The following is a 13,770-nucleotide window of genomic DNA, read 5'->3' as shown; positions in this document are numbered from 1 at the left end:
CTGTCCGTAACCATCCCTGGAGACAGAGCCTTGAGTCCATCCGGTCCAAGGAACTGTCCCCGCCCGGTCGACCGACCGGGATCCGACAGCGACGACGAAAGTGAGCCTGGGGGGCCGCGAAATGCCGTCTGAATACGCTAAGGCTCTCGGCGCGCGCCTGCGCGCCATCCGCACCCAGCAGGGCCTGTCCCTGCACGGAGTGGAGGAGAAGTCCCGAGGCCGCTGGAAGGCCGTCGTCGTGGGCTCCTATGAGCGGGGCGACCGCGCCGTCACCGTTCAGAAGCTGGCCGAGCTCGCCGATTTCTATGGCGTGCCGGTATCCGAGTTGCTGCCCGGCGGAGCCGCGCCGAGCCCGCTCGGGCCTACACCCAAGCTCGTGATCGACCTCGAGCGGTTGCAGCAGCTTCCGAAAGACAAGGCCGGTCCACTCGCCCGTTACGCCGCGACGATCCAAAGCCAGCGGGGCGACTACAACGGAAAGGTCCTGTCCATCCGCCAGGAAGACCTGCGTTCACTCGCGGTCATCTACGACAAGTCCCCGACCGAGCTCACCGAGGAGCTCATCACCTGGGGAGTGCTCGACCCCGAGGCGCGCCGCGCCGTCGAGGCGTTCTGATCCCGGCCGAGGCTGAGGCGTCCCCCCGGCGTCTCGACTCCTGACACCGTGCGGGCCCGGCGGCGACCACCGCCGCCCGGTCCGCGCTCCGGCCCGCGTCCCCTGGCATCCGCCACGGACGCGGGCCGGGTCATGTCCGGAGGCGTTCGCCCTCGGGCAGCCAGTCGCGTCCGGGGACGTACTCCAGCCAGCGGCTCTTGTCGCCCTCCTCGGCGAACCCCGCCACGAGCGTGTCCAGCAGGGGATGCCCGGCCCCGGTCCGCCACAGCAGCGACCACGCGTACAGCGGGGTCGGGTCGGCGAGCGGGATCGACCTGATGCCGGGAACGTCCGGCAGCGGGCTGTCCGCGGGGAAGAGCGAGAAGCAGCCGGGATCGTCCCTGATCTGTTGCAGGAAGTGCTCCGACCCCAGGTTGGCGCCGCCGCCGCGCGCGTCGATCCCGAAGTGGCCCGCGAAGCGCGCGAGGAAATCGAGCCGCTCCAGCGCGCTCGGGGCGCGCAGGACGCTGCCGCGCAGCCGCTCCGGCCGCAGCACGGTCTCGGCGGCGAGCGGGTGCCCGGCGCCGACGACCGCGTCGACGGGTTCGAGCCGGACCAGCCGGTGGGTCAGCCCGGCGTCCCACCGTCCGGGCAGCGGGTGGACGCGGCCGAAGCCGACGTCGGTTCCCCCCGAGGCCAGCGCCGCGGCTACCGAGGGCAGGTCGCGGGCCGGACCCGGCTCCAGGGCGAGGTCGGGGATCCGCGTCGCGACGCTGGCGACCGTCCGCATCGGGGTGTAGAGATGCCCCCACACGTCGATCCGCAGCGGCCGGTGGGCGCCGCGCACGGCGGCGGCGGCCTCGGCCGAGGCCGCGAGCGCCCGCCGGGCCGGCTCCAGGAAGCGCCGTCCGGCCGCGGTCGGGCCCGCGCCGCGCGGGCCGCGGTCGAGCAGCCGCGCGCCGAGGGCGGCCTCCAGCCGGACGATCCGCTTGGACAGCGCCTGCTGGCTGATCCCCAGCCGCTCGGCGGCGCGACCGAAGTGCGCCTCCTCCACGGTGACGGCGAACGCGCGGACCTGGGCGAGGTCGAGGTCCATGATCATCATCCTAGGCGACAACCGCCGGTTGTCGGGCCTGCTCGGCGGTTGTTGGACCGGGCGGCGGGCGCGGCGGTTCGCTGGGCGCATGAGGAGACTGATCCCGACGGGCGACCCAGCCCGTCCCGTCACGCCCGCCGAGGCCGAGCAGCCGGTGCCGGCCCCCGGCGAGGCGCTGGTCAAGGTCGAGGCGTTCTCGCTGAACCGGGGCGAGACGTTCCTGCTCGAGGACCCGCGTCCCGGCCTGCTGCCCGGCAAGGACGTCGCCGGGCTCGTCGTGCAGCCCGCCGCCGACGGCTCGGGCCCGGCGGTCGGCACCCGCGTCGTGGGGCACCCGCCCTCCGGGGGCTGGGCCGAGTACGTCGCCGTCCCCACCCACTCGCTCGCCGGGCTGCCCGGCTCCATCACCTCCGTCCAGGCCGCGGCGCTCCCGCTCGCGGGGCTGACCGCGCTCCGGCTGCTGCGCGCGGCGGGCGCGATCGCGGGCCGGCGCGTCCTGCTGACCGGCGCCTCCGGCGGCGTCGGCCACTACTTCGTCGAGCTCGCCGCGGCGGCCGGCGCCGAGATCACCGCCGTGACCGCGTCGGCCGGACGCGGCGCGCGGCTCGCCGAGCTGGGCGCCGTGCACGTCGTGCGGGACGTGGCCGGGGCGGACGGCCCGTTCGACCTGGTGCTGGAGTCGACCGGCGGGCCCGTGCTCGCCGCCGCGCTGGCCGCGCTGGCCCGGCGCGGCACGCTGATCTGGTTCGGCCAGGCCGGGCGCGTCCCGGTCACGCTGGACTTCTTCGACTTCTTCAAGGGCCCCGAGTCCGCCGTGATCCGGCACTTCCACTACACCGACTCCGGCACGCCGTACGGCCGGGACCTGGCCACGCTGGTGCGGCTCGTCGCGGCGGGCCGGCTGCACCCGGAGATCGGCGCCGTCAACGACTGGTCCGCCACCGCCGGCGCGCTCGTCGACCTGCGGGAACGCCGCGTCCGCGGCAAGACCGTCCTCACCCTGGCCACTGGAGGCTCCCGATGACCTCGTTCCTGGACCTGCCCGGCATCGTCCCGGCCTTCGTCGAGGGCAACCGGTCGCGCGCCGCGGGCGCCGGGCTCGACCCGTACGGGTACGACCGCGTCACCTCCGGGCTCGCGTCGCTGCACGACTGGCCGGACGCCTTCCGGCAGATGGGCCGGGAACATCTGGCCCGCGCCGGGAACGCCGCGTCCGGCCGGTCCGCCGGAGAGCACTACCGGGACGCGGCCCGGTGGTTCCACTTCGCCGTGCTGCTTCCGCACCCCGACCGCGACGCCGCCTGCGAGGCCGCCCAGGAGTCCGACCGGGCGATGGCGCGCGCGCTGGAGATCCTCGACCCGGGCGCCCGCCGCGTGGAAGGGCCGGGGTTCGCGGGATGGCTGCGGCGGCCCGCCGCGGACGGGCCCGAGGACGGGGACGTCCCCACGGTCGTGGTCGTTCCGGGGCTCGACTCCAGCAAAGAGGAGTTCCATGGCGTCGTCGAGGCGCTGCTGTCCCGGGGCGCCGCGGTGTTCGCGATGGACGGTCCCGGGCAGGGCGTGCTCGCCGTCACGTCGGCCCCCGAGGCCGCCTACCACCGGGTGCTGGGGCGCGTGATCGACGCGCTGGGCGTCCCGGAGGTCGCGGTGATCGGCCTGAGCCTGGGCGGCTTCTACGCCGCCGAGAGCGCCGCGTACGAGCCGCGGGTCCGCACGACCGCGACGGTCAGCGGGCCGTACCGGCTCGACTGGGACGGGCTGGCCCCGTTCGTCACCGAGACGCTGGCCCAGCGCTCGGGCGGCGTCGAGCCCGCCCGCGAGTTCGTCCGCGCGATCGACCTGACCGGGGCCGCCGGGCGGATCACCGGCCCGCTCCTCGTGGTCGACGGCGGCCAGGACGTCATCCCGGGGGCGGTGAACGGCGCGCCGCTCGCCCGGACGGCCCCGCAGGGCGAGTACCTCCTGGTCCCCCACGGCGACCACCTGCTCGGCAACGCCCGCACGGACTGGCTCCCCGCCACCGCCGACCGGCTCACCCGCCCCGTCCCGGCGGGCGGCTGAGGCCACGGCGAACGGTGGGTGCCTCGTCCCAGGTGAGCCGCCGGGACCACGGGCGAAGGGGGCGGGGCAGGGCGTCCATCGCCCCAGCATAAGAACCGGGCGCGTCAGCGCACGGCCTGAGCGGGCTCCCTCTCGGCGCGGGTCCCGGTGCGCCGCGCCGGGCGGCGCGGCGCGAGGAGGGCCAGGACGGCGACGCCGGCCATGACCGCCGAGCTCACCGCGAACCCGGCGGCGAAGCCGGGCCGGGTCGGCTGCCCCGCGGTCACCGAGGCCGCCACGATGACCGCGCTCACCTGGGTGCCGAGGGACGCGCCGACCGTCCGGACGAGGGTGTTGATGCCGGTCGCCACGCCCGTCTCCCCCGCCGGCACCTCCAGCACCACCAGGTTCGCGACCGCCGCGTAGGCCAGCCCGAGCCCGACGCCCCGGGCGAGCCCGCCGGCGTAGAGCTGCCACATGGCCTCGCTCTGGACGGCCACGAACGCGTACCCGGCGCCGGTCAGGACGGCGCCCGCGCCGAGCACCGCGCGGGACCCGATCCACCGGTGCAGCAGCCCGGCGGACAGGCCCGCCGCCGTCATCCCGGCGCTCGCGGGAAGCTGGAGGAGCGCGGCCTCGGTCGCCGTCCCGCCGAAGCCGAACCCGCCCCGCTCGGGGAGCTGGACGAGGAGCGGGAACAGCAGCCCGCCCGCCATCAGCGCGTACCCCGACAGCAGGGACGCGGCGTTCGCGGTCCACACGCCCCGCCGCCGCATCAGCCGCAGGTCGACCAGCGGCTCGCGGACGCGGGACTCCACCCGCAGCCAGACGCAGGCCAGCGCGGCGGCCAGGAGCAGCAGGCCGAGCACCCCCGGGGACGTCCAGCCCCAGTCCATCCCCTGGGTGAGCGCGGTCAGCGCCGCCACCAGCCAGGCCGCGAACAGTGCCGCGCCCCACCAGTCGACCCGGGCGGCGGCGCGCGGCGGCGACGCCGGGACGAGCCACCAGGCGGCCGGCAGCCCCGGCAGCAGCCCGATCACCGGCACCCACAGCAGCCACCGCCAGCCGAGCAGGTCGATGATCGGCCCGGCCAGGCACCACGACACCGCCCCGCCGAGCCCGAGCATGGACGACATCAGCCCGATCGCCGAGGCCGTCCGCTCGGGCGGGAACACGTCCCGGATGATCGTGTACGCGAGCGGGAACACGCCGCCGCCGATGCCGCCCAGGGCCCGTCCGGCCAGCATGACCGGCAGCGAGCCGGCCACCGCCGCGACCACCATGCCCGCGGTCGCGACGGCCAGGACGACCAGGAGCACCCGGCGCGGCCCGTACAGGTCGCCGAGCCGTCCGACCACCGGCGTCGCCACCGCCGCCGACAGCGTCATCGCGGTCAGCGCCCAGGCGGCGCCCGAGGGCGTGGTGTGCAGCCCGCGCTGGAGCAGCGGGAGCGCGGGCGTGACCACCGCCATCGACAGCGAGTAGGCCATCACCCCGAGGAAGGCCAGCAACGGCACCAGACCCCGACCGCCGCGCGCCGCCACCGTCCCCGCCCTCCTTAGTTCGCCTGCCTAACGATCTCACAGGCGGGAGGACGGTCGCCCGGCACGGTCACCGGTGCGCGTCCGCCACGATCACCCCGCGCGGACGTCCGGGACGGGCAGGGTGGGCTGGCCGATGACGCCCAGGGTGTCCTCGACCAGGGTGACGAAGACCTCGGCGTCGCGCAGCAGCTCGTCGGCCTCGGGCCCGGTGACCGCGCGGGGCAGGCCGGCCTCGGCGGCGGCGCGCTTGTCGGCTCCGGCGGCGAAGAAGGCGGCCCATTCCCGCAGGGCGGGCTCGGCCTCGGGCAGCAGCACCCAGACGCTGCGCGGACGGCCGCGGCGGTGCGTCTCCAGCGGCTCCTTGGACGCCAGGACCGCCGCCGCCGCGCGCAGTGCCGCCAGGTGGGCGCACACGTAGCGGACGGCGGGGGAGGTGGCCTCGGCGGCCTCGGCGAGGCCCGTCCGGGCCGCGTGCAGCTGCCCGACGGCCGTGTGGACCGGACGGGGCGGCGGGAGCGGCCTGGGGCGCGGGCCCGGCAGTGCTGCGGGGTGGACGGCGGAGTGGGCTCCGCGCTGGCTCGTCGTTGCGGACATGACTGCCTCCTTCCGGGGCTGGGGCCGGCCGGGCGGAGAGCTTCCCCTCACTCCGCCCGGCCGTGTGTCCCCGCCGCCGCCGCGCGCACGGCCGCGGCGGGGACGTCGCCCTGGCACGGGCCGCGAGCCCCGCACCACCTCGAACATAAGTTCGAGGTATGCACAGTAAACCCTCCTGACGCCGATTCGTCAATGTGTTCGAACACGTGTCGGCACACTCAGCGATCACGGGGCGATCACCCAGGTCAGCCTCCCGCCGCCGGGCGGCCGGACGGCGCCGGAAGGGCCGGCGAGCCGCCGTCAGGAAGACTGCTCGCGGTAGGCGTCCGGGAGCCAGTGCCCCTCGCCCGGCAGGTCCGGCACGGGCAGCAGCCCGAGCATCCTGCGGAGGCCGGGCCCGCGGTCGCCCTTGCGCCAGACCACGCACCACGGGACGAGCGGGACGGGATCGACCAGCCGGATGCGGTGCAGGCCGAACCCCGGCGGGACCTCGATGCACGCCTCCCCCAGTGCGACGGCGGTCCGCTCGCGGCGGACCAGCTCCCCGTAATGCCAATAGCCCACGGCGGGCTCGCCGAAGCGCAGCGGCGCGCCGAAGCGGCGCGCGAGCGAGGACAGGTAGGCGCGCGCCTCGACCGCCCCGGAGGGATCGGGCATCGCGATCCCGGCCTCGCGCAGCTCGGCCGGGCGCAGGGTCTCCCGGGAGGCGAGCGGATGGCCCGCGCCGACGAAGGCGTGCATGTGCTCGACGTGGACGAGCCGGCGCGCGAGCTCGGGCGGCCAGGGCCCCGGCAGGTCGCGCGCCTGCCCGAACGCCGCGTCGATCTCGCCGTTCAGCAGGGCGGGCAGCGCGAGCGCGAGCCCCTGCCGCATGCTGGGCTCGAACCGCAGCCCCGGGTCGCGGTCGATCAGCCCCCGGACGATCCGCATCGGGCTGAACCGCTCGTCGTAGATGTCGACGCGCAGCCGCCCGCCGTCCTGCCCTCCGGCCGTGCGGACGGCCGCGACCGCGGTGTCGAACGCGGTGACCGCCTCCTGCGCGAGCGGCAGGAAGCGCCGTCCGGCCGCGGTGAGCGAGACCCGGCGCGTGGTGCGCTCGAACAGCGGCGTCCCGAGCGCCTGCTCCAGCCTGCGCACGCGCTTGGACAGGGCCTGCTGGGTGAGGAACAGCCGCTGGGCCGCGCGGCCGAAGTGCATCTCCTCGACGGCCGCGACGAAGGCGCGCACACCCGGCAGGTCGACGTCCATGGAGTCAGCCTCGATTGACAGCCCGCGGTTGTCAATTCGGCCCGAACACTTGTTTGACGCCCGTGGTGAGCTGCGGATTTGCTGGGGTCATGACTTCGACCCACCTTCCGACGTCCCGCGCCGCCGAGGCCCCCCGCCCCGGCGGCGAGCCGGTGTTCGAGCGGCTCCTGCGCGAGCGGATCATCTTCCTCGGCCAGGAGGTCGACGACGCCATCGCCAACCGGATCTGCGGCGAGATGCTGCTGCTGTCGGCCGAGGACCGCGCCCGCGACATCCACCTGTACATCAACTCGCCCGGCGGCTCGGTCACCGCCGGGATGGCCATCTACGACATCATGCGGTTCGTCCCGAACGACGTCGCGACGCTGTCGCTCGGCTTCACCGCCTCGATGGGGCAGTTCCTGCTCTCGGCGGGGACGCCCGGCAAGCGCTACGCCCTGCCGCACGCGCGGATCCTGATGCACCAGCCGTCCGGCGGCATCGGCGGCTCGGCCTCCGACATCAAGATCCAGGCGGAGAACATGCTCGCCACCAAGCGCACCATGCAGGCGCTGATCGCCGAGCACACCGGGCAGACCGTCCAGCGGATCGAGGCCGACTCCGACCGCGACCGCTGGTTCACCGCCGAGGAGGCCAGGGCCTACGGCTTCGTGGACGAGGTCGTCGCCCACACGCCCCACATCGCCGCGGCCTGACCCGGCCTCGCCGCGGCGCGGCCGGCCCGGACGACGGGGCCACTGGGGGCGGCGGGGTCAGCTGGGACGGCGGACGTGCACCGGCACGTCCGTCCGCACCAGCCCGGGAAAGTACTCCGCGACGTGCATCGGCATCCGCACGCACCCGTGCGAGGCCGGGTACCTCGGCACGTCCAGCGCGCCGTGGAAGGCGATGCCGCCGTTGAAGTAGACCGGGTTGTAGAGCCGTCCGAGCGGCGAGACCTCCCAGCCGGACGCCCGCCGCCCGGTGCGGAAGTCGCCGGTGCCCGTGCTCGCGTACCGGCACCGGGCGACCGTCGCGCCGCGGTCCTTGGCGCAGTAGTGCTCCCCCGAGCCGGACGACACGTGCGTGATCAGCGCGGGCCTCCCGCCCTTGTAGACCACCAGGAACTGGCGGCGCAGGTCGACGTCCACCCGGTCGGCCTCGCGCCGCTTCGCCACCGGCCGCGGACTCCTGGGCGCGTCCAGGGCCGCCCAGAACGCCTTGTCGGTCCTGCCGGTCATCTTGGTCCGGTTGACCGCCTGGAACGCCCACACCGCGAGCTGAGTGGACGTCCCGAACGTGCCGTCGGCCTTGCCCGGGTCGTAGTGCAGGGCCTTCAGCCTGCGCTGGAGGTCCTTGACGTCCCGGCCCTTCGACCCGGGCTTGAGCCTGCGCCGCGCCGGCGGCGGCGCCGGGGCCCGCGCCGAGGAGCGCGCGCCCGGCGACGACGGCGCCGGCCCGCCCGCCCCGGCCCCCTCCGCCGGCATCCCCCGGTCGCAGCCCGCCGCCAGCACGGCGGGGATCACCAGCAGCGCGCCCGTCCACACCCGTACGCTCATCGATCTCCCTCGCGTCCGCCCCGAAGCTCCGCGTCCATCCGAGTTCCGAACACCATAAAGTTGCTTCCCATGCATGCCAATGTCGAACGTGTGACGAAGGTGCTGAGGGACGCCGGCGCCGCCGTGGAGATCGTGGAGCTGCCCGAGCCCGCCCCCACCGCGCAGGCCGCGGCGGAGCAGGTCGGCTGCGAGGTCGGCGCGATCGCCAACAGCCTGGTCTTCGATGCCGACGGCGCGCCGCTGCTGGTGCTGACCAGCGGGGCGCACCGGGTCGACACCGCCAGGGTCGCCGCCCTGGTCGGCGCCGCGAAGGTCAAGCGGGCCACCCCGGACTTCGTCCGCGCGGCGACCGGCCAGACGATCGGCGGCGTCGCCCCCGTGGGGCACCCCGCGCCGATCCGTACGCTCGTGGACGTCTGGCTCGATCGTTACGACGAGGTCTGGGCGGCGGGCGGCATCGTGCACACCGTCTTCCCGACCTCGTACAAGGAACTGCTGCGCGTCACCGGCGGCACGCCCGCCGAAGTGGGGGACTGATGGAGATCTGGCACAACCCGCGCTGCTCGAAGAGCCGCGCCGCCAAGTCCGCGCTGGACGAGGCGGGCGTCGCCTACACCGAGCGCCGCTACCTGGACGACCCGCCCTCGGCCGAGGAGCTCGACGCGGTGCTCGTCGGGATCGGCGCCGAGCCGTGGGAGGTGGCCCGGCTGAACGAGCCCGTCGCCAAGGAGCTCGGCCTCAAGGACCTCGAACACGACCGCGCCCGCTGGATCGCGCTGATGGCGGCCCACCCGGTGCTGATCCAGCGGCCGATCGTGGTGACCGGCGACGGGCAGGCCGTGGTCGCCCGCGATGCCGAATCGGTACGGCGCGCTCTCGACAGCGAGTGATGCGAGTGTGATTGTGGGGAGTCGAGCCACGGCTCTCGGTGCGGCGTGCGAGACAGGCGTACGAGACCCAACGGAGGGGCGATGACCGCGCAGATGCGCACGGGCCCGGCCGCGCGCGATCCCTCGTTCCGGGGGATCGACCCGCCCGCGCTCAACCAGGTGATCAGGCAGCTCCAGGACGCCGAGTCCGCGATCCGGGGCTGGCTGAACGGGCACCGTCCCCCGCCCGGCGTGTCCGCCGCCGGCTACCGGCAGGCCGACGAGGTCGCCCGGTGGGCGGCCGACCAGCTCGGCATGCTGACCCGCCGCTACAACTTCGCCGTCACGCACCCCGACAAGGGCGACGGCGTCCAGGCGCCCACGCCCCCGTCCCCGGCTCCCGGCCCGGGACCGTCCGGCGGCGGCGAAACCGGCGGCGGCCCCGGGGTGGGCGGCTCGCCCGAGTCCGGGTCCGGTTCGGGCGGCGGGTCCGGTGGGTCCGGCGGCCCCGGTTCGGGCGGCGGGACGTTCACGCCGGTCACCCCGCCGAAGACCGGGCCGTCCCCCCGGCAGCCCACGCCGAACGGCGCGGGCGACCTCGGCGCCTTCCCCGACCGGCGGGCCGCGGCCAAGGCCGCCAAGGCCGACGCGCTCGCCGTCGCCGCCGCGGCTGGGGGCGGGGTGCGGGTCCCCGGCTCGGTCTGGACGCACCTGAAGGCCAACGCCGGCGATCCCGACTACACCGAGAAGCTCTATGAGGGCCTCGGCCCGGCCGCCACCGCCGGGCTGCTGCGGTCGGCCGAAGGCGACCGGGCCCGGCTCGCGGTGATCGAGGAGTCGCTCGGCACCGCCAGCCACCACCTGACCATGGACACCAGATGGCTGCGCGCGTTCCTCGCCGAGGCCGGGCGGGCCGGGGTCCGCCCGGTGGCCGTGCAGGTCCTCACCGGCGCCGACATGAGCCGGCGCACCCGCGAGGCGCTCGGCGGGCTCGACCTCGGCTCGGCGTCCCCGCACGCCGCCGAGGCCGGTACCGGGGCCGGGGACCGGCCGCACCAGGTGCCCCTGCTCAAGGACGATCCCCAGTCGCGGCCGGCCGCGTCCGCGCCCACCGGATGAGAGGTCGCGATGGCCGCTCCACCTCCCCCCGGCGCCCTGCCGCCGCCGCTCGACTCCGCCGCGGCGGCCGAGCTGTCGCCGACCGAGCGCCCCAACCCCGACTACCGGCAGCTCTACCAGGCGTACGTCGACGCCTACGGCAGCATCGACAAGCTGCGGCGGGCGCTCGACCCGTCCGTCCGGACCCTCGGCGGGACCGACGCGTGGCTCGGCCCGGAGGCGCGGGATTGGGGCGGGCAGCTCGACACCAGCCGCGGCGCGCTTCAGAAGGCCGCAGACCGGATCCTGTGGGACATCTACGACCGCCTCAGCGCGACCCGCCGGAGCGTCTCCCGGGTTTGAGGGGTCCGATCGGCCGGACGGGCCGCGCGGGGCGGCCCGCGGGGCGGTCCCGGAACGGTCTAGTCTCTGGCGGGTGAGGGAGCCGAAGCTGCGCGAGGTCGACGAACGCGCCTTCCTGCGCCGTCTCACCCCGATCCTCGGGGTGTACGAGGCGGCGATGCGGCCGCCGCCGGAGCAGTTGCCGGGCCGGCACACGATCATGGAGCGGCACACCGCGTACCCGCGGTTCCGGGCCTGGGTGGCCGAGCGCCCGCGCCCGCTGCCGGGGCTGGGCGGCACCGTCCGGGGCTTCGCGTACGGGTTCCACGGGACGAGCGGGCAGTGGTGGCACGACGTGGTGCGCGGCGCGCTGGCGGACCTGGGGGGCGAGGAGCACGCCGCGGCCTGGCTGGACGACCCGTTCGAGGTCGCCGAGCTGCACGTGCACCCGGACGCGCAGGGCCAGGGGCTCGGCCGCGGCCTCCTCGGCGCGCTGTGCGCGGGCCGGACCGAGCGGACCGTGGTGCTGTCGACGCTCGACCTGCGGCCCGACTCCCCCGCCCGCCGGCTCTACCGGTCGGTCGGCATGGTCGACCTGATCACCGGCTTCGCCTTCCCCGGCGGCGGGCCGCGCTACGCGATCATGGGCGGGGCGCTGCCGCTCACCGCGGCCCCGGCGAGCAGCCCGTAGACCTCGCGGGTCGCGGTCGACTTGTTGAAGGTGATGAAGTGGATGCCGGGCGCGTCCTGGTCGAGCAGCTCCCGGCAGACCTCGGCGGCATGCTCGACGCCGAGCCGGCGGACCGCCTCCGGGTCGTCGGCGACGGCCTCGAAGCGGGCCCGCACCTCGGCCGGGAACGGCGCGCCGGACAGCTGCTCGGACCGCTCGATGATGCTCATCTGGGTGACCGGCATGATGCCCGGGATGATCGGCACGTCGCAGCCGGCCGCGGCGACCCGGTCGCGCAGCCGGAAGTAGTCCTCGGCGCGGAAGAACATCTGGGTGATCGCGTAGTCGGCGCCGGCCCGGCACTTGTCCACGAAGTGGCGGGTGTCGCTCTCGATGTCGGCCGAGCGCGGGTGCTTGTAGGGGAAGGCCGCCACGCCGACGCAGAAGTCGCCGTGCGAGCGGATCATCCGGACCAGGTCGGCGGCGTACTCGACCCCGTCGGGGTGCTTGGTCCACTCCCCCATCGGGTCGCCGGGCGGGTCGCCGCGCACCGCGAGGATGTTGCGGACGCCCACCGAGGCGAACCGGCCGATCAGGTGCCGCAGCTCGGCCTGGGAGTGCTCGACCGCGGTGAAGTGCGCGACCGGGGTGAGCGTGGTGTCGGTCGCGATCCGCTCGACGAGGTCGACGGTCTTGTCGCGGGTGCCACCGCCGGCGCCGTAGGTCACCGACACGAACGTCGGCTGGAGCGACTCCAGCTCGCGGATGGCCCGCCAGAGGTTGCGGACGCCCTTCTCGGTCTTGGGCGGGAAGAACTCGAAGGAGAAGGACCTGCCCCCGGACGCGAGAAGCTCACGGATGGTGGGGGCTCGTTCGGGGCGCAGGCGTCGCATCCTCCAAGACTACAGAAGCCCCCTGGCCTGCGGTTCATCCGATCACGGACGCAACCATCCCAAACCACCCGCGCCGATTTGTCTGTAAATCTCCTGATAATCCGGAACCATCTGGGGCATTTTCGCTCCCGCCGCACGGATACGATCACGGCATGTCGACGAGCCGTGTCCGCAAGGAGATCAACGAAGCCCTGCTGGCCTTCGTCGACCGGCAGCGCCCCGGGCTGCTGGCCATCAGCCCGGACCTGAGTCCGCTGGTCACGGCTCTCGACGAGCTGCTGAGCGGGGGCAAGCGGCTGCGCCCGCTGTTCTGCTACTGGGGATGGCGCGGCGCCGGAGGCGGCGCCGACCCCGGCATCGCGACCGCGGCGGCGTCCCTGGAGCTGCTCCAGGCGAGCGCCCTGATCCACGACGACGTGATGGACTCCAGCGACACCCGCCGCGGCCGGCCGTCCGTGCACCGCAGGTTCGAGGCCATGCACCGGGAGAACGACTGGCCCGGCGCCGCCGGCCGGTTCGGCGAGGGCACCGCGATCCTGCTCGGCGACCTGTGCCTGGCGTGGTCCGGCGAGATGTTCGAGTCGAGCGGCCTGGACGCCGACCGGCTCGGCGCCGCCCGCACGGTGTACGAGCTGATGCGCACCGAGGTGATGTGCGGCCAGTACCTCGACATGCTGGAGGGCACCCGCGGCCCCGGCAGCGTCGAGACGGCCCTGCGCGTGGTGGAGTACAAGAGCGCCAAGTACACCATCGAGCGGCCCCTGCACCTCGGCGCCGCGCTCGCCGGGGCCACCCCGGAGGTCCCGGTCGCGCTGAGCGGGTACGGGCTGCCGCTCGGCATCGCCTTCCAGCTCCGCGACGACGTCCTCGGCGTGTTCGGCGATCCCGCCGAGACCGGCAAGCCCGCCGGGGACGACCTGCGCGAGGGCAAGCGGACGGTGCTGGTCGCGCTGACCGCCGAGCGCGCGGACCGGGTGCAGGCGGCGGCGCTGGAGCGGCGGCTCGGCGACCCCCGGCTGGACCTCGCCGGCGTCGACGCGCTCCGCCAGATCATCGAGGAGACCGGCGGACTGGCGGCCTGCGAGGCCATGATCGAGCGCTACACGGCCGAAGCCGCGGCGGCCCTGGAGTCCGCGCCGATCGCCCCGGACGCCCGCGCGGCGCTGGCCGACCTCGCGGTCGCCGCCACCGCCCGCCTCTCCTGACACCGGACCCCGCCTGCGGGTTCACCGGTGTGACACAA

The 13,770-nt window shown here is 75.2% G+C and carries 16 protein-coding genes; 10 read left to right on the top strand and 6 right to left on the bottom strand.

The genetic code is table 11. The features are described 5' to 3' along the window. Window positions 1–121: 121 nt before the first annotated feature. Window positions 122–616 (top strand): transcriptional regulator BldD, encoded by a 495-nt coding sequence (gene bldD, locus OHA34_RS35735; protein ID WP_160819162.1) that lies wholly within the window; start codon window positions 122–124, stop codon window positions 614–616. A 130-nt stretch (window positions 617–746) separates the two neighbouring features. On the opposite strand, the gene OHA34_RS35730 is transcribed toward bldD, so the two are convergent. Further along, window positions 747–1,691 (bottom strand): LysR family transcriptional regulator, encoded by a 945-nt coding sequence (locus OHA34_RS35730; protein WP_285936886.1) that lies wholly within the window; start codon window positions 1,689–1,691, stop codon window positions 747–749. A gap of 88 nt (window positions 1,692–1,779) precedes the next feature. Between OHA34_RS35730 and OHA34_RS35725 the strand changes: the two genes are divergently transcribed. Beyond that, window positions 1,780–2,715, top strand: coding sequence for a zinc-binding dehydrogenase (locus tag OHA34_RS35725; protein WP_329520092.1), 936 nt, complete (start codon window positions 1,780–1,782; stop codon window positions 2,713–2,715). Beyond that, the gene (locus OHA34_RS35720; protein WP_329520091.1) at window positions 2,712–3,752 is read left to right on the top strand and encodes an alpha/beta hydrolase family protein; all 1,041 of its coding nucleotides are present in this window, start codon (window positions 2,712–2,714) and stop codon (window positions 3,750–3,752) included. The genes OHA34_RS35725 and OHA34_RS35720 overlap by 4 nt, the downstream gene beginning before the upstream one ends. Window positions 3,753–3,856: 104 nt before the next feature. On the opposite strand, the gene OHA34_RS35715 is transcribed toward OHA34_RS35720, so the two are convergent. The 3 genes from OHA34_RS35715 to OHA34_RS35705 form a co-directional block, all read right to left on the bottom strand. After that, on the bottom strand, window positions 3,857–5,275 hold the full coding sequence (locus OHA34_RS35715) for an MFS transporter (protein WP_329520090.1): 1,419 nt from the start codon (window positions 5,273–5,275) through the stop codon (window positions 3,857–3,859). A gap of 90 nt (window positions 5,276–5,365) precedes the next feature. Then, complete coding sequence (locus OHA34_RS35710; RefSeq protein WP_285936890.1) at window positions 5,366–5,869, bottom strand: SAV_6107 family HEPN domain-containing protein; 504 nt, start codon at window positions 5,867–5,869, stop codon at window positions 5,366–5,368. Between the two features lie 300 nt (window positions 5,870–6,169). Beyond that, window positions 6,170–7,117, bottom strand: a complete 948-nt coding sequence (locus tag OHA34_RS35705) for a LysR family transcriptional regulator (RefSeq protein WP_285936891.1) — start codon at window positions 7,115–7,117, stop codon at window positions 6,170–6,172. A gap of 89 nt (window positions 7,118–7,206) precedes the next feature. Here OHA34_RS35705 and OHA34_RS35700 point away from each other — a divergent pair, with 89 nt between their 5' ends. After that, window positions 7,207–7,812: an ATP-dependent Clp protease proteolytic subunit gene (locus tag OHA34_RS35700; RefSeq protein ID WP_285936892.1), complete on the top strand. Its 606-nt coding sequence runs from the start codon at window positions 7,207–7,209 to the stop codon at window positions 7,810–7,812. A 57-nt stretch (window positions 7,813–7,869) separates the two neighbouring features. On the opposite strand, the gene OHA34_RS35695 is transcribed toward OHA34_RS35700, so the two are convergent. Further along, the gene (locus OHA34_RS35695) at window positions 7,870–8,655 is read right to left on the bottom strand and encodes a L,D-transpeptidase family protein (RefSeq protein WP_285936893.1); all 786 of its coding nucleotides are present in this window, start codon (window positions 8,653–8,655) and stop codon (window positions 7,870–7,872) included. Window positions 8,656–8,724: 69 nt separating this feature from the next. Between OHA34_RS35695 and OHA34_RS35690 the strand changes: the two genes are divergently transcribed. From OHA34_RS35690 to OHA34_RS35670, 5 genes are all read left to right on the top strand, one after another. Beyond that, entirely contained in the window at window positions 8,725–9,192 is a 468-nt protein-coding gene (locus tag OHA34_RS35690) for a YbaK/EbsC family protein (protein WP_285936894.1), read from the top strand. Beyond that, a complete protein-coding gene (locus tag OHA34_RS35685; RefSeq protein WP_329520089.1) occupies window positions 9,192–9,545 on the top strand; it encodes an arsenate reductase family protein in 354 nt (117 codons plus the stop codon). The genes OHA34_RS35690 and OHA34_RS35685 overlap by 1 nt, the downstream gene beginning before the upstream one ends. Before the next feature lie 81 nt (window positions 9,546–9,626). Next, entirely contained in the window at window positions 9,627–10,643 is a 1,017-nt protein-coding gene (locus OHA34_RS35680; RefSeq protein ID WP_329520088.1) for a hypothetical protein, read from the top strand. A gap of 9 nt (window positions 10,644–10,652) precedes the next feature. Further along, a complete protein-coding gene (locus OHA34_RS35675; RefSeq protein WP_285936897.1) occupies window positions 10,653–10,985 on the top strand; it encodes a hypothetical protein in 333 nt (110 codons plus the stop codon). Between the two features lie 73 nt (window positions 10,986–11,058). After that, window positions 11,059–11,655: a GNAT family N-acetyltransferase gene (locus tag OHA34_RS35670; protein WP_285936898.1), complete on the top strand. Its 597-nt coding sequence runs from the start codon at window positions 11,059–11,061 to the stop codon at window positions 11,653–11,655. On the opposite strand, the gene metF is transcribed toward OHA34_RS35670, so the two are convergent. Continuing rightward, window positions 11,598–12,527, bottom strand: coding sequence for a methylenetetrahydrofolate reductase [NAD(P)H] (gene metF / locus OHA34_RS35665; RefSeq protein ID WP_285936899.1), 930 nt, complete (start codon window positions 12,525–12,527; stop codon window positions 11,598–11,600). The genes OHA34_RS35670 and metF overlap by 58 nt on opposite strands. A 152-nt stretch (window positions 12,528–12,679) precedes the next feature. Between metF and OHA34_RS35660 the strand changes: the two genes are divergently transcribed. Next, a complete protein-coding gene (locus OHA34_RS35660) occupies window positions 12,680–13,732 on the top strand; it encodes a polyprenyl synthetase family protein (protein WP_329520087.1) in 1,053 nt (350 codons plus the stop codon). Window positions 13,733–13,770 lie beyond the last annotated feature (38 nt).

Origin of the sequence: Spirillospora sp. NBC_01491, assembly GCF_036227065.1 — a bacterium.
GTDB lineage: Bacteria > Actinomycetota > Actinomycetes > Streptosporangiales > Streptosporangiaceae > Spirillospora > Spirillospora xylanilytica.
The sequence above is the reverse complement of the archived record's forward strand: the minus strand, read 5'-3'. Positions and strand labels throughout refer to the sequence as shown.

Excerpts from the sequence above, each read along its gene's own strand:
- bldD (WP_160819162.1), top strand. The coding sequence starts at position 122 with ATGCCGTCTGAATACGCTAAGGCTCTCGGCGCGCGCCTGCGCGCCATC.
- OHA34_RS35730 (WP_285936886.1), bottom strand. The coding sequence starts at position 1,691 with ATGGACCTCGACCTCGCCCAGGTCCGCGCGTTCGCCGTCACCGTGGAG.
- OHA34_RS35725 (WP_329520092.1), top strand. The coding sequence starts at position 1,780 with ATGAGGAGACTGATCCCGACGGGCGACCCAGCCCGTCCCGTCACGCCC.
- OHA34_RS35720 (WP_329520091.1), top strand. The coding sequence starts at position 2,712 with ATGACCTCGTTCCTGGACCTGCCCGGCATCGTCCCGGCCTTCGTCGAG.
- OHA34_RS35710 (WP_285936890.1), bottom strand. The coding sequence starts at position 5,869 with ATGTCCGCAACGACGAGCCAGCGCGGAGCCCACTCCGCCGTCCACCCC.
- OHA34_RS35705 (WP_285936891.1), bottom strand. The coding sequence starts at position 7,117 with ATGGACGTCGACCTGCCGGGTGTGCGCGCCTTCGTCGCGGCCGTCGAG.
- OHA34_RS35700 (WP_285936892.1), top strand. The coding sequence starts at position 7,207 with ATGACTTCGACCCACCTTCCGACGTCCCGCGCCGCCGAGGCCCCCCGC.
- OHA34_RS35695 (WP_285936893.1), bottom strand. The coding sequence starts at position 8,655 with ATGAGCGTACGGGTGTGGACGGGCGCGCTGCTGGTGATCCCCGCCGTG.
- OHA34_RS35690 (WP_285936894.1), top strand. The coding sequence starts at position 8,725 with ATGCATGCCAATGTCGAACGTGTGACGAAGGTGCTGAGGGACGCCGGC.
- OHA34_RS35685 (WP_329520089.1), top strand. The coding sequence starts at position 9,192 with ATGGAGATCTGGCACAACCCGCGCTGCTCGAAGAGCCGCGCCGCCAAG.
- OHA34_RS35680 (WP_329520088.1), top strand. The coding sequence starts at position 9,627 with ATGACCGCGCAGATGCGCACGGGCCCGGCCGCGCGCGATCCCTCGTTC.
- OHA34_RS35675 (WP_285936897.1), top strand. The coding sequence starts at position 10,653 with ATGGCCGCTCCACCTCCCCCCGGCGCCCTGCCGCCGCCGCTCGACTCC.
- metF (WP_285936899.1), bottom strand. The coding sequence starts at position 12,527 with ATGCGACGCCTGCGCCCCGAACGAGCCCCCACCATCCGTGAGCTTCTC.
- OHA34_RS35660 (WP_329520087.1), top strand. The coding sequence starts at position 12,680 with ATGTCGACGAGCCGTGTCCGCAAGGAGATCAACGAAGCCCTGCTGGCC.